The sequence below is a fragment of the Geobacter psychrophilus genome (assembly GCF_056821595.1).
Window position 1 is genome coordinate 1,573,809 of record NZ_JBXDTU010000004.1, and the last position, 14,469, is coordinate 1,588,277.

Here is a 14,469-nt window from a genome sequence, read left to right on the forward strand (position 1 = left end):
TTCATGATCTGCCCCGGGAAGGACATTGAGGGGAGGATTTTGGGTCGTCAAAATAGCCCGCTCGAACAGAGCGGGCTTTCTCATATACTGTTTCCGCAAGCTGGCTTAGAAGTTGTAGCGTGCTCCGATGATGAAGTTGTGGCTGGAAAAGGCCATTTTCACATCGTTGTTAGTGGCTGCGGCTTCAAAGGAGCCTTCTGTCGTGCCAAAATAACGGTACCCGAAGTCAAGTGTGACCTTCGGTACTACATCATAGGCAATACCTACGCCAGCCTGGTAGGCAAAAACAACATCAGCACTGTCGTTGAGGATTCTGCCATCAAAAGTGTGTGCATCGCTTGTCATTAAAACCGCCACTCCGAGTCCGCCACCAAAATAAGGCGTAAATCCAACGAAAGTAGCTGTTTTGATATCATAATAACCGTTGACCATGAAATTTGCGAGACTCACGGTCGAATCATAATTGTCATGCGTTGAAGTAGCAGCCCAGATCTTGTCGGTCGTTACACCTTTTTCGCCTATCTCACCCTCGATCCGGAAGTTATTGGCAAATTTGTAACCACCGACTGCGCTTAAGGTGTACCCTGGATCGTACGTAATATTGGCATCGACATTTGTGAACTTGGCAGTACTGTCATCCGGTAAAATCAGGCCGGCATTGGCGCCGACGTAGAACCCGGGATCAGCGGCAAAGGCGGCAACCGCCAGGGAAGAGATAAACAGACAAGCCAGCGTGGTAACAATGTACTTCTTCATTGCATTCTCCTGAAATTGGGTGCGAACGAATTCGCGGATTAATCCGTGAGACACGGAAATGGTCTGTAACGGTGCCGGAAATGGCACTGTTCTTATTTCAACAAGCAGCCTGCCACTTAACCTACAGCATCCGGATCACAATTCCCACCCTTATCAACATTATAAAACTGCCACGATGGATCACCGGCAGTTGCTTATGTATGTGTAATCCCTGTTTGACGCCCCCTGTTTGAGGGCGTATACATAAGCTTTCGTAATCATTGCTGCTTTGAAGCAGCACGAGGAATGCAAAATGGTTGAACGTTACAATTTTGCGGCAACGACAGGAAGATGAAGAAAGGGAGCACTGTGCAGGTACTTGATGACAATCGCTGTTTCATCTGCGGCAAGGACAACCCTATCGGTTTCAAAGCCGAGTTTACGATAGACCCCGAATGTCGCCGGGCGGAAACCCGGGTGCGGATCGACGAAGTTTTTCAGGGATGGCAGGGGATTACCCACGGCGGCATCATCTCGGCCCTGCTGGACGAGATCTGCGCCCAGGCCTGCATGGGGAGCGGACTGATGGTTGTCACCAGTGAAATGAGACTCCGCTACCGGGCACCGGTCCCGACCGGATCAATCGTAACCGTGATTGGCAAAGTGGTTGGAGAACGCCGCAGGTTGGTGGATGTGAAGGCCTGGCTCGAACTGGACGGCAAGGTCATGGCCGAAGCCGAAGTGACCATGTTCCGAACCGCTGCATAAATGATACGGAAGACGATACTGTGATCATCAAACAAGCACTATGAGTGAACAACCCCAATTTGACATAGTCCTGCAGGAGCAGCAGCGTCTGGCCGACGTACTCACCTCCATCGAAGAAACGGCACGGCAGAACAGGGCCAAGATCGCCACACATAATTCCTATGCGGCTGAATTGAAGAAGGAACGCCTTGATTCGGTCAGCTGGCGTGAAAAGAACTCGTTGACCGAGAAACTTATCGAAAACGAAAAGTTTGATCCCGCCCGGTATCTGACCGCCTTTGAAATGACTGACAGCCCATACTTCGGGGTGGTCGGGATCAACGACAACGACAAACGGATCGGCGCCAAGGAATACCTGATCGGTAAACAGGGCTTCATGTCCCATGACAACCGGGCCTTGGTCGTCGACTGGAGAAAAGCCCCGATCTCGCGCTTCTTTTATGACTACGACCTGGGAGATGAATACTTCGAAACCATTCAGGGTCGTGACCGGGAGGGGTTGATCACCCGGCGTGACTCGGTGGAGATCGTGAAACGCACTCTGCGGCGCATGGAATGCGGCGAGGATCTGTACGAACTGGCCGGTGACAGGTGGGTGAAAAACGCCAGGCAGTTTCATACGACCACCGATACCAAGACGGCCAACCATGACCACCGCATGGTGGATATCGTCTCGCTGATCACCCCTGCGCAGTTCCATATGATTACTGCGGAAGCCACCGACGGCTGTACCCTGATCACCGGCGGCGCCGGCAGCGGCAAGACGGTGGTCAGTCTGCACCGGTTGTCGTGCCTGCAGTTCAACGATCCCCAGCGATTCGCACCGGAGCGCTGCCTGGTGCTGATGTTCAACAAGGTGCTGCGCAACTATGTCCGGCAGACTTCCTCTGACCTGCTCGGCAGCACGAGGGTGGATACCTTCAGCGCCTGGGCCCTGAGTGCCATCACCGCCCTGACCGGCAAGGTAATCAAGCCGGTGCTGGGCGATACCCTGACGGCGCAGAAGAAGTCTGCGCTGCTGTCCGGCCTGCTGGCCCGCTATGTCGCCGAGGTGCAGGAGGCCGAGCCGATCCAGGACCTGTGGCGTTTTTACGGCCAGCCCTATGTGCTGGATGTCCTGTTTGCCGCAGAAAATGGAAAAGAGACCTTTCTGGCCGATCTGCGCCGGCGCTACGCGACCAGAAGCCAGGCGGTGTCGTTTGCCGACCTGAGTGTGCTGCTGCGGCTGTGCCAGCTGCGTGAGCAGGACGGGCCGATTCGTGAGGCCCTCGGCTGGTACGCCCATATCATTGTCGATGAAGGGCAGGACCTTGCACTGCTGGAGCTGGAGGCGATTCTCGCCGCAACGGACAATCGCAACAGTATTACGCTCAGTGCTGACAGCAAGCAGAAGATCCTGTCGTGGGTCGATGCAGCCGACTTCGATATCTTCCACACCAACCTGAAGGAGGTCGGGGTCAGCAACGAGGCCCTCACCGTTTCCTACCGCTGCCCCCGGGAGATCATGGCGCTGGCAGCCCGGATCAGCAACCGCGAGAGCGAGCAGGTCGGCCGCCATTCCGGCGTGCTTGAGTACCACCAGGCCGCGGATGAGGAAAGCGCCCTGCTGCAGCTGCGCCAACTGGTCGAGAAACTGGCGGCCGAGGACCCCTACGGCCTGACGGCGGTTATCTGCAAGAAGAAATCGGACGAGAAGATGCTCCACACGGCGCTGGCCGGCATACCCGGGCTGCATCCATCGGGTGAGTTGACCTTCGAGCCGGGAGCCCTGGTCACGATCGCCCATCAGGTCAAGGGGGTGGAATTCGCAAATGTCATCCTGTACGACCCGAATGCCAAGGACTTCCGCAAGACGGCCCTGGACCGCAATCTCCTGTATGTCTGCGTCACCCGGGCCTGCCGGCGTCTGGACATCGTCTACTGGCGGGAGCTGGCCGCAGGGCTGGCGTAAGACGGGAAATTGGATCTTCCTGCCGGGTAGGCGTCTAGGTTGTAAAGTTGTTCGACATTTCGGCGGCACAAATTGCCCTGATTTTTGTCGGAACTGTTTACAGATTCAACCGTTTTTGCCGAGTACAGACAATTGACTCAATAATTTAAGGTACATATAAAATGGCGCAGTAAATGCACTAAAATTAAAAAAAACTATTTATTGGGCGGTGCATACATTACATAGAAAGGGGATTCTCATGCTGATCAGAGTCAGATACGTCGATGACCGCTTTGACATGGTTCGTCCGGAAATACTTGATAGTCTTCTTGATGCTGGAAAGGTGCGAGAATTTGAACGAGGAGACGGCTGGGTTATTCCTGGCATAAGCAATATGCGTCACATGAACAGAAGCGGCTATTCAGGAATTGAACGGCGCACGGGGATGGCAGGAAAAACAGCGCAGCCAGGAGTAGCTGCATAATGCAGCCAGTCGCCACCTGTGAATAGCATCTCGACGTGGAATAACGGTGGGCACCCCATGGGGCCGGTCCTGGCGGAGTAACTATTTCCGGAGCGCTGCGTTATCTCCTATGCGGTTGATCGCTAACAGTCTACAATAAAACTCGTTTCACGCTCTTTGGGTCCGGGAAATCAAGACGGATGTTGTTGCTTCTGCTCCATCAACTCCGTCTCATGAAGGGATTTCCGCGTGCCCGTATTACCGCTCCTCTCCATCCCGTCTGATCCCGGTCTGCTTGTCCAGCAGCAGCTGATCGAATCCAACCGCCGTGAATACGGCTTCCGCTATGACCTGCTGAATTTTGCCACCCCTGAACAACTACTGGCCGCTGCTGCCGAACGTACGGAACTGCTGCGCTGGCTGGAACAACACGCCCTGTTCGGCTGTGCCGGAACCAAGGTGGATTGCAACGGGCTGGCACCCGGCTGCCGCGCGTGCGTTGCCGGCAGCTGGTCCTGCCTGTTCGTCAACGGTCGCTGCAATGGACGCTGCTTCTACTGCCCCACGGAACAGGACGATGACGGTCCGCCGGTGACCAATGGCCTGGCGTTCGCTTCACCCGAGGAGTATGCCGCCTATGTGGCGGCCCTTGGATTCAGCGGCGTCAGCATCAGCGGCGGCGAACCGCTGTTGACACCCGAGCTGACCATCGCCTACCTGAGTGCCGTGCGGAGGCGCTGCGGTGACGCGGTGCATCTCTGGATGTACACCAACGGCACCATGCTGACGCCGGATCTGTGCCGTCGACTGCGGGATGCCGGGCTGGACGAGATCCGCTTCGATCTGGGAGCGGTGCGCTATAACCTGAAGAAACTGCGCCTGGCGGTGGGGTGCATACCGACGGTGACGGTGGAGATTCCAGCGGTGCCGGAGGACGAAGCCCTGCTCAGGCTGAAGATGGTGGAGATGGCCGAGGCGGGCGTCAACCACCTCAATCTGCACCAGATGCGCCTGACACCCTACAACTTTACCCCCCTGACCGAGCGGGGCTATATCTTTATCCATGGCGAGAAGGTCACGCTGCTGGAATCGGAACTGTGCGCCCTGCGGAGTGTCCGCTTTGCGCTGGAACAGGGCATCGGGCTGCCGGTCAACTACTGTTCCTTCCCCTACAAGCGGCGCTTCCAGCATGCCGCTGCCCGGCGTCGAGCGGCACTGACAGTCTGCACTGCCGGCGAATCGGTTACGGAGCCGGGCTATCTGCGGACCCTCTCCGCCAGTGGTGTCAGTTACAGCGAGGCCGTGCTGCTGCAGAATCCCAGTTACCGCTATTCGTTTGAGAAGGTCGTGCTGGAAACCGGCCGCGCCCTCTATCTGGAGCGCCGGCCGCAGTCACCGGAACTGGAACTGTCGGATGCGGAACAATCCGCCCTGCAGTCCGGCCAGCCGCCTGAGCGACTGGCCCGCTTTGAGCGGATCGTGAGCGGCCTGGCCGACTATTTCTAACGCTTGCCGTGCAGTTAACTTCCACCCCCTTCAAAGGGAAGGTCAGAAAGTGGGAAGCTTTCAAGCAAACCCAAAACCCACCTCTTGCTAATAGTGGCGCTTCTAAGCAAAGCGGAGGGAGTATTTATACTGATCGGGAGATTATCCCGGTAAACGTTGGCGATCACGATGCCGTGTATTGATTTGGATGTTTCGGCTGTTGCTTAAGCGATGGCAGAGGCCCATACGCTTTGTGCGCCCATCACATCCCTGATTGAATTGATCAATTCACCCGGGCGAAAGGGCTTGGCCAGAACCCTTGATATGCCGATTTCCTTCGCCAGGCTGGTGATCTGCGGTGAATTCTCGCCGGTGTCCATGATGATGGGCATGAGAGGCGCCAGCTTCAGACCTTTTCTGGCCAGTTCGAGACCGTTCAACCCCGGCATGTTGTAATCGGTAATCATCAGGGAAAATGTTCGATTCCTCATCTGCTCAAGCGCTTCCTCCCCGCTCGCTGCACAGTGGGCCACAATCCCTTCGTGTTCCAGAATCTGCCTTACCAGCTCCAGTATCAGCCTGTCATCGTCTACTACAAGGACGTCTTCCATCTGCTTCACCGCCGTTAGCCTGGTATGAACAGGCCGGATATTATTTTGGACCATAAAAATGCGCAGGTTCAGCGTGGCCACACGAACTGTCAGCACACCACGCCGCAATGCTAGAGGGAACAGCTCTCCGTACATGCGCTGCGGGCGCTCTGTTTTGCCCTGCTGGCTGTTCCGGCATACAGCGGCGCTTCCGTGTAGCCGGCTTCCTCATCGTTAAAAACACTGTCAAAACCGGAAGCATCTATGCTGCCGATATCCGCCATGACGACAGTAATATTTGCGGGGTTGTTCAGACCGGATTCGCCAACAAGATCTGCGGCCGCGCCACCGGCTGCCGACGTCGTATTGACGTTGACGGGGGTATCCGAACTTGCGTATCCCGTTCCGCACAACAATAAAAAACTCAGCATTGAAAAACATGCCGTATGTACGATCGCGTTAACCGTCTGATTAGTTTTCTGTCCCTCATGTTTTTTCATAAAAATACCTTTCGAACGTCTTGTATCCTGATTATCAGGGCTGCTGCGATGATCAGGTCATACGTTAGAGAGAGCAAGGAGCCTGCCAATAAAAGCATCACGACAACTATAATGGATTAGTTCCTTAAAAACAGGATGTTGCGTAGACAGGAACGTACAGGAGCGAGAAGTGAAAGGGGTCGTAAGGCCTCAGTTTTTTGTGGGTACCTCAGGTTGTTGAGGATATCTTTGACTGGCATCTGCCAGGACGGGTTGTGCAGGTGGTGACGTGAATGTTTCTGCTGATGGCGTGATACCCAGACCGGACCAGACAACAGGGGCCGCCATGGCGGCCCCTGAGTTTACGCTGGGCACCTTCACACACTTCGGCGACCGCGTCATGTTACCTTGATTTCTATTTTACGAGGTTTGGCCGCTTCGGACTTGGGCACACGCAATTTCAGTATGCCGTTGCTCAGGTCAGCACTGGCTTTTTCGTGATCTAGAATTTCCGGAATCGCGAACTGTCGGTAATAGGGCGCCAGCTCAAATTCGGTATAACCGGCTGTTCCGGGCATGTTCCAGCTTACCGGTGCATGGATGGTAAGTATGCCCTTTTCCACATTAATATCGAGTGTTTCCCGGGAGGCACCCGGAATATCTGCTGTCAGGGTCAGTCCGTCTTCCGTTTCAATAATGTTGACAGCGGGTGTGATGTATTTATCAAGTGAACGGGTCTCTTCGCGGGTCTGAAGATTCCTCTCTTCGTTCCTTTCGGTTAAGCTGTTGGCTGTCATCGTAATGACCTCCTTTTCTTGGATATGTAATATTCCCGGGCAGATGCCCCGCTTACGACAGTTTTATTTCTATCTTTTTCGGCTTGGCGTGTTCAGCCTTGGCCAGGGCTATGCGCATGATGCCGTTGCGGCATTCGGCAGAGATCTTGTCCGGGTCGATATCCACCGGGAGCTCCAGGGTGCGCGAGAAACTGCCGGATCCGAGTTCGCTGCGGTGTATAATCTGCCCCTGCCTGGCTTCGAACGGTTTGCGTTCTCCGCTTATGGTAATGGTATTGCGCATTGCCGTCAGATCGATGTCCCGAGGATCGACACCGGGGACAAGCGCATCCACATAGACATGCCCTTCGTCGTCGCTCAGATTGACCAGCGGAAATCTTCGCGTGGTCACCGGAGACAGGAACGAGGAACTAAACGGCCGGCTATAGCCTGCTCCCCGGAATGCCTCGTCAATTTCCCTTCTCAACGTGTTCAGTTCTCTGAACAAATCCCAGCTTGCCATGATGAGTACCTCCTTTCGGTGTGTGATTCTGACATATACATAATTCCGTTTTTTTAAAAATCAAGGGGGGTGGATAAAAAATTTATTCCATTCAACATGCCGGTATTGTTGTATTTAATCTGCTTGGTCGACTTGATTTCGGAAATATTTATTGTTATAGTATTAGCAGTCAGGGCATGAGAGTGCTAACTGAGAGCTTGTACCGATAGGAGGTGCGCCATGGTCACTAACCTTCCTGTTGTAACCGACAGCCTGACACTGTATCTGGCTGAAATCCGAAGGTTCAGGGTACTGAATGAGGCTGAGGAGCGCATGTATGCACAGAAATTCTTTGAAGAGAAGGACCTGGAATCAGCGCACACGCTGATTACTTCCAACCTGCGCTATGTTGTCAAGGTCGCGTCGGAATACCGGCATTATGGCTTAAAGCTGCTGGACCTGATTCAGGAAGGGAACATCGGACTGATGATGGCGGTACGCAAGTTCAATCCCTACAAGGGTGTACGCCTGATTTCATATGCCGTCTGGTGGATTCGGGCCTATATCCAGAAATACATCGTGTCGGCCTGGAGCCTGGTTAAAATCGGGACCACTCAGGCCCAGCGCAAGCTGTTCTATAACCTGCGCAAAACCAAAGAGGCCATTCAAAAGATGACCGGCAGTGATCCTGATGTCTCAGCAACGGCACATCTGCTGCAGGTTTCGGATCAGGATGTAACGGACATGGAGCAGCGTCTGAAAGGAGAAATTTCCCTGGACGGGCAGATTGGCGAGAATGACAAGGTAACAGTTCTTGACACCATCCCGGACGACAGGATGAACCAGGAAGAATTGCTGGGAACCTGCCAGCAGGAACGTGAGCTGAAACAGCATGTCATCAAGGCCCTGGCGGTTTTAAACGAGAAAGAACGCTATATCGTCGAGAACCGGGTGACGAGCGACACACCTCTAACCCTGCAGGAGATTGCCGATCAATTTTCAATCTCACGTGAGCGGGTACGTCAGATTGAAGAACGGGCTCTGGCCAAATTGCGGCAGACACTTGTACCTCAGGATGGATGGGCGGCGTAATCAGCAGACCGCGTTTGAAGCCTTTATCTGACGCAAAGCAAAGGGCCCTGCTGATGCGACGGTCTGCACCTCGCGGCTCTCCCAATGCTTACCAAAATACTATAGAAAACTGATATCATTCGCTTAAACGCCCCGTCATATGTGGCGGTTTTATTGCATGTAACGGCCGGTTTTGACGGTTTTCCCCAGGCCGCATATTTCACCTTTCGCTTAAAACCTTTTATAATCGGCATGTTACCCCTATACCATCCGCACTGCTTTTCCGGCACGATCATCGCAACACCCATCAGTGGCAAACCCACCAGTGACGGTCAAGTTTCCGGTTCAGCGACGTACAGGTTCCGGCCAGATCATACCGGGCCCTCAAAAACATGCTGGTTTATCCAGCAATCAAAGGGAGTTACAACAATGTTAATACCGATTCTTCGTACCGACAACCATTACGACTACGTCAAGGAATTCATCCTCGACAACCTGATTGAACTGAAAGAGGTTGTGAAATTCAAACGCATTACAGGCTGGGTGACAATCGGTACTGACCGGGTGCGGGAAATCAGGAGAAGCAGCGGAGTTGACAGGAGAAAGGCAGAAAAGCGCTAAAAATTCAGTACGCTTGATCCTGCTGTTTTAAAGGATGTGAACTGGTCCGTTGACCACACCTTCTGTGCGGGACATCACTTCCGTATCCCTCCAATGCCTCAATCCACCAGTATGTCCGAATCAAGACAGATCTTCAGAACATGCGGATCAAAGTGCGTTCCAGCCAGTGAGCGCAGGTGCTTGCGCACCTTTGCCACGGACCAGGAGGTGCGGTAGCGCCGATCGGACCTCAGTGCATCCCAGACGTCAACCACCGCAAATATGCGCGCCACCAGCGGGATCTGTTCACCCTTCAAACCGAGCGGGTAGCCGCTGCCGTCCCATTTCTCATGATGGGCGTAGGGGATATCGAGGGCCATGCGCAGGTAGCGGATGGGTGAAAGCATCTCATAGGCGTAGACCGCATGTTTTTTCATCACGACCCATTCCGCCTCGGTCAGCGCTTCGTGTTTCAGCAGAATTTCATCAGGGATACCCATCTTGCCGATGTCATGCAGCAGAGCGCCCCAGCGCACCTGCACCAATTCCGCATCGCTCAGCCCGAACAGCCGCGCCAGCTTGACGGTTAACACCGCCACCCGCTGCGTGTGCCCTTCGGTCTCGTTGTCGCGCAGTTCCAGTGCCCGCGACCAGCCTTCGATGGTGGCGTCGTACGCCTGGGCAAGCTCCTTGTTGGAGCGCTGCAGGTTGTCGAACAGGGTGACATTGTCGATGGCAATCGCAGCCTGGGCCCCCAGGGCCTTGAGGAAGTCGTGCCAGGCCTTGTCGTGGCCGAAGCGGGTACGCTGAAAGACCTCCAGCACCCCCACAACCTGGCCTTTGGCGATCAGCGGCACGCCGTGGTAGCTGACGAAATTCTCACCCGCCAGCAGCATCTTGCGCAAAAAGCTGTCATGCTCCTTGGCCAGATCAGGGATATGCACGATGCTGCGCTCCTGCGCGGCGCGGCCGGCATAGCCCTCGCCCAGGGGTTGGCGGGCGTGTTCGATGGCTCTGGTGTGAAAACCACGCCCGGCAACGTATTCCAGCGTTCGGGAGTGGGGGTTGAACATCAGCACGTCGGCGGCATCGACCCCCAACTGGACAATGACATGGGTCAGGAGTGTTGTCAGGCTGAGATTCAGGTCGAAACTGAAATTGATGGCGCGGTCAATCTCAACCAGGGCGGTCAGATGTTCAAGATGCTGCCGCATTCTGTCATCGGCGCACTTGATGTCGCTGATATCCGTAAACATCACCACAACCTGGCGCAATAGCCCGTTGCCGTCAAACTCGGGATAGGCATTCACCAGGCCCCACCTGAATTCTCCCTCAAGACCGCCGGCAACCCCCATAACGAAATTCTTCAGCATACGCCCGCTGGCGATGACCTGATTCGCGGGATACTCTTCAATGGGCAGCGGGGTGCCGTCCTCACGCACAAAGTGCCACTCCGGATCACGGTTGTCCCTGCCCAGAATCTGATCCGCCGACATCCCCAGCAATTGCGAGGCTTCGGGGTTGCATTGCAGAATGCTGGTATCGGGAGCATTGACAATAATCCCGACCGGCAGATTGTTGATCCGTAAGCGGTGATCCTCCTCTTTTGTTCCTGGCAAGGTATCTTCGGCCCGCTTGCGGTCACTGATGTCCCGGACGCTGCACTGGATGACCTTTTCGTCGCCGACCGGATACACAGTGCAGGTGAAATCCACCAGAACCGGGCAGCCGCCTTTCGTCCTGAGCAGCAGGTTTTTGCAGCGGACAAATTCGTTCTTCCGCAATGCCCGGAAGGCATCCCGGATGGCCTTGATTTCCTTGAAGGCAGCAACTTCCCGGAACCTCTTTTCCACGAATTCTTCCCGCGAAAAGCCCAGCATATCAATCAGGTACGGGTTGACGTCGTTGATCACACCTGTCGTGGCATCCAGCATCAGGATACCGTCCTGGGCGGATTCGAAGAGGCGGCGGTAGCGCAGCTCCGGGTTGAGGAGCGCATGTGCCGGCTCTGTCCGGCCGTTGGCCGGCATGCCGGCCAACGCCTGTTCTTTTGTGGCCGTGGGCTTCATGTGCATAGGTCCGGGCCGCTTGGCCCCGCTCCCTTCTGTGCCGATTTTTCCCGATACATCATCTCGTCACTGAGCTTTAATGCGTCCTCAAGCTGATCCCTGTTTTCTGCGGTTGCAATCCCGAAGGCAATACTCACCTGGCCGGTACTGATTTCAGGGCAGCTCATAATCCTCCTGACAGCCTCCTCCGCTATGTCTTTGTCCGTTCCCGGGAGCAGAATGGCAAACTCGTCCCCCCCGATACGGGCAACGATATCCTCCGCCCGGAACGCTTCCAGAATTATGCGGGCCGCCAGGCAGATCAACTGGTCACCCGCGGCATGCCCCAGGGTGTCATTGACTGCTTTCAGACCGTTGACGTCCGCCATCACGATACTGACGGGGAACATCCTACCATGGGCAAACCGTTTCAGCTCTTCCTCATAAAAGGCCCGGTTATAGAGACCGGTCAACATGTCGTGGGTACTGTCGTGACGGAGCGTAATCTCGACCTCTTTGCGGCTGGTAACGTCATGGGTGATGCCGATGACCCCGATGACGCCCCCCGCATCATTGAAAATGGGCGTTTTGATCTTCTCCACGTAGCGCAGCTTCCCCTTGCTGTTGACAATCGTCTCCTCGAAATAGGTGCGCGCTCCGGTCTCTATAACAGCCCTGAATTCTTCCTCGTATTTCACTGCCAGCTCGTGCGGATAGATATCGTGATCGTTCTTCCCGGTCAGATCCTTGGGTGCCAGACCGAACAGCCTGCTGAAGGGATTGTTTACCGCAACATACCTCCCCTCCCTGTCTTTTAGCCAGGCGACATTGGGGATATTGTCAAGAATGGCCTGCTGCTGACGAATGACTTCGCCGATCCGCTCCTCCACCAGCTTGCGCTCCGTAATGTCTTCCATGGCCAGCAGGATGATGTGCGAGCCGATCTTTTCGCGGAAGATCTGGCGGGCATTGAGCAGGATGGTCTTGGGGCCGATACCGGGAAAATCGTGCTCGACTTCATAGCCATTGATCACCGTATCATGGGGCAGAATCTCCTCAACCAGCACCCGCAACCCGGGGATGTCCCATTGCCGGTTGCCGAGATCATAGATGAAGTTCCCGATGGTCGCCTCAGGCGTTACCTTGAAGGTTCCATAGAAGCTGTTGTTGGCGGTGAGCACCTTCAGGTCGGCATTCAGTACCACCAGCGGCTCGCGCACGGTCTCGACGATGTTCTCGGCATATTCCCGGGCATCCTGGATCTCCGCTTCCAACAGCTTGCGGGCGGTAATGTCCTCCATGGCCAGCAGGATGATGTGCGAGCCGATCTTTTCACGGAAGATCTGGCGGGCGTTGAGCAGGATGGTCTTGCGGCCGATACCGGGAAAGTCGTGCTCGACTTCGTAGCCGTTGATCACCGTATCATGGGGCAGGATCTCATCAAAGAGTACCCGCAGCTTGGGGATGTCCCACTGGCGGTTGCCGAGATCATAGATGAAATTCCCGATGGTCTCTGCGGGCGTGACCATGAAGATATTGTAGAAACTGTGGTTGGCGGTGAGGATCTTCAGGTCGGCATTCAGTACCACCAGCGGCTCGCGCACGGTCTCGACGATGTTCTCCGCATATTCTCGGGCATCCTGGATCTCAGTCTCCAGCTTCTTGCGTGCGGTGATGTCCTCCATGGCCAGCAGGATGATGCGCGAACCGATCTTTTCCCTGAAGATCTGACGGGCATTGAGCAGCATGGTCTTGCGGCCGATATCGAGAAAATCATGCTCGACTTCATAACCGTTGATCACGGTATCATGGGGCAGGATCTCCTCGACCAGCACCCGCAGTTTGGGGATGTCCCACTGGCGGTTGCCGAGATCATAGATGAAGTTCCCGATGGTCTCTTCGGGCGTAACCTTGAAGGTCTCGTAGAAACTGTGATTGGCGGTGAGAATCTTCAGGTCGGAATCCAGTACCACCAGCGGCTCGCGCACGGTCTCGACGATGTTCTCGGCATATTCCCGGTCATCCTGGATCTCCGTTTCCATCAGTTTGCGTGCAGTGACATCCCTCATGATCCCGATGGCATTCCACTTCCCCTGTAATTTGAGGGCCGAGATGGAAAGCTCCATCGAAAATTCCGTCCCATCCTTGCGAACTGCGGTGACCTCGGTCCTCCTGCCGATTAACGGTCCGGTCCCGTGACCCCTGAACAGGGCAAACCCCTTTGTCTCGGCACCCAGGTGGCGTTCGGGGATGAAGAGCCGGTGGAAATCCCGGCCGGTGATCTCTTCGGCAGTACAGCCGAACATCTGTTCTGCCGAGGCATTGCAGAACGTAACGGTCCCGCTGTCATCCAGCATGATAATGGCGTCAACAGCCGTTTTCGCCAGCCGGAACATCCGCTCTTCAATATCCCGCAGGGCATCTTCGGCCTGCCTGCGCCCGGAAATATCGATCATGGCGAGGCGGCAGCCCTGCTCGGGAACGGTAACCAGGGCTTCGAGCTGCACCAGGAGGGGCAGGCCGCCCTTGTTCAGGAGCGTCACCTCGCATGATTTTATGCCCTGATCAACAAAGACCCCGTCGAGAAAGGTGGTGAAGTCGGGACGATGTTTTTCCGAGATGAGCTGCACGAAATTCCGGCCGACCAATCGGCTGCGCTCACTATTCAGGAGCTTGGCGCCGATGAGGTTCACGGCACTGATGACCGCGCTCCGGTCGAGGGTAAAATAGCCGACCGGGGCAAAATCGTAGAGATCGGTATAGGTTGCCAGGGAATTTTCCACCACGCACCTGGCATGACGCAGCTCCGCGTTCTGCATCTCCAGCCCGATCTGATGAACCTCAAGTTCATGGACGAGTTTCTGCATCGCTTCCTCGGTCCGGAGCGGCAGCAGTTCAACCGCATTCGACCGCAGTCGCTTTTCCGCATGGTGACGCAGTTTAACGACCGGTGTTGCCTGGCTCATGTCTTTGTGGATTCCCATTGCTGATCCCTTTTTTCAGGTAGTACCTGAAGGCAGAT

General features: G+C 55.2%; 14 protein-coding genes. 7 read left to right on the forward strand and 7 right to left on the reverse strand.

All coding sequences use genetic code 11. From position 1 onward, the window contains the following. Window positions 1-105 precede the first annotated feature (105 nt). Complete coding sequence (locus ACOCF6_RS09705) at window positions 106-756, reverse strand: outer membrane protein (RefSeq protein ID WP_482460183.1); 651 nt, start codon at window positions 754-756, stop codon at window positions 106-108. A 330-nt stretch (window positions 757-1,086) separates the two neighbouring features. Between ACOCF6_RS09705 and ACOCF6_RS09710 the strand changes: the two genes are divergently transcribed. From ACOCF6_RS09710 to ACOCF6_RS09725, 4 genes are all read left to right on the forward strand, one after another. Further along, window positions 1,087-1,503 carry a PaaI family thioesterase gene (locus ACOCF6_RS09710; protein ID WP_482460184.1) on the forward strand — a complete coding sequence of 139 codons (417 nt, stop codon included), beginning with the start codon at window positions 1,087-1,089 and terminating at the stop codon, window positions 1,501-1,503. 40 nt (window positions 1,504-1,543) lie between these two features. Further along, window positions 1,544-3,454 carry an ATP-binding domain-containing protein gene (locus tag ACOCF6_RS09715; protein ID WP_482460185.1) on the forward strand — a complete coding sequence of 637 codons (1,911 nt, stop codon included), beginning with the start codon at window positions 1,544-1,546 and terminating at the stop codon, window positions 3,452-3,454. A gap of 238 nt (window positions 3,455-3,692) precedes the next feature. Continuing rightward, on the forward strand, window positions 3,693-3,917 hold the full coding sequence (locus tag ACOCF6_RS09720) for a GSU3473 family protein (protein WP_482460186.1): 225 nt from the start codon (window positions 3,693-3,695) through the stop codon (window positions 3,915-3,917). A gap of 228 nt (window positions 3,918-4,145) precedes the next feature. Next, window positions 4,146-5,402 (forward strand): radical SAM protein, encoded by a 1,257-nt coding sequence (locus ACOCF6_RS09725; RefSeq protein WP_482460187.1) that lies wholly within the window; start codon window positions 4,146-4,148, stop codon window positions 5,400-5,402. A gap of 203 nt (window positions 5,403-5,605) precedes the next feature. Here the strand turns inward: ACOCF6_RS09725 and ACOCF6_RS09730 are convergent, their stop codons facing one another. Further along, window positions 5,606-5,992, reverse strand: coding sequence for a response regulator (locus ACOCF6_RS09730; protein ID WP_482460188.1), 387 nt, complete (start codon window positions 5,990-5,992; stop codon window positions 5,606-5,608). 110 nt (window positions 5,993-6,102) lie between these two features. Further along, entirely contained in the window at window positions 6,103-6,402 is a 300-nt protein-coding gene (locus ACOCF6_RS09735; RefSeq protein WP_482460189.1) for a hypothetical protein, read from the reverse strand. A gap of 337 nt (window positions 6,403-6,739) precedes the next feature. Here ACOCF6_RS09735 and ACOCF6_RS09740 point away from each other — a divergent pair, with 337 nt between their 5' ends. Next, a complete protein-coding gene (locus ACOCF6_RS09740) occupies window positions 6,740-6,862 on the forward strand; it encodes a hypothetical protein (RefSeq protein WP_482460190.1) in 123 nt (40 codons plus the stop codon). Here the strand turns inward: ACOCF6_RS09740 and ACOCF6_RS09745 are convergent. Together ACOCF6_RS09745 and ACOCF6_RS09750 are read right to left on the reverse strand one after the other, a co-directional pair. Next, window positions 6,849-7,247: an Hsp20/alpha crystallin family protein gene (locus ACOCF6_RS09745; protein ID WP_482460191.1), complete on the reverse strand. Its 399-nt coding sequence runs from the start codon at window positions 7,245-7,247 to the stop codon at window positions 6,849-6,851. The genes ACOCF6_RS09740 and ACOCF6_RS09745 overlap by 14 nt on opposite strands. A 52-nt stretch (window positions 7,248-7,299) precedes the next feature. Beyond that, window positions 7,300-7,749, reverse strand: coding sequence for an Hsp20/alpha crystallin family protein (locus tag ACOCF6_RS09750; RefSeq protein WP_482460192.1), 450 nt, complete (start codon window positions 7,747-7,749; stop codon window positions 7,300-7,302). Between the two features lie 219 nt (window positions 7,750-7,968). Here ACOCF6_RS09750 and rpoH point away from each other — a divergent pair, with 219 nt between their 5' ends. Together rpoH and ACOCF6_RS09760 are read left to right on the forward strand one after the other, a co-directional pair. Beyond that, window positions 7,969-8,820 carry an RNA polymerase sigma factor RpoH gene (gene rpoH, locus ACOCF6_RS09755; protein WP_482460193.1) on the forward strand — a complete coding sequence of 284 codons (852 nt, stop codon included), beginning with the start codon at window positions 7,969-7,971 and terminating at the stop codon, window positions 8,818-8,820. A gap of 408 nt (window positions 8,821-9,228) precedes the next feature. Further along, the gene (locus tag ACOCF6_RS09760; RefSeq protein WP_482460194.1) at window positions 9,229-9,420 is read left to right on the forward strand and encodes a GSU3473 family protein; all 192 of its coding nucleotides are present in this window, start codon (window positions 9,229-9,231) and stop codon (window positions 9,418-9,420) included. Window positions 9,421-9,518: 98 nt separating this feature from the next. Here ACOCF6_RS09760 and ACOCF6_RS09765 read toward each other — a convergent pair whose 3' ends face one another. Then, window positions 9,519-11,468, reverse strand: coding sequence for an HD domain-containing phosphohydrolase (locus tag ACOCF6_RS09765; protein ID WP_482460195.1), 1,950 nt, complete (start codon window positions 11,466-11,468; stop codon window positions 9,519-9,521). Continuing rightward, window positions 11,465-14,431 carry a PAS domain S-box protein gene (locus tag ACOCF6_RS09770; protein ID WP_482460196.1) on the reverse strand — a complete coding sequence of 989 codons (2,967 nt, stop codon included), beginning with the start codon at window positions 14,429-14,431 and terminating at the stop codon, window positions 11,465-11,467. The genes ACOCF6_RS09765 and ACOCF6_RS09770 overlap by 4 nt, the downstream gene beginning before the upstream one ends. Window positions 14,432-14,469: the final 38 nt, after the last annotated feature.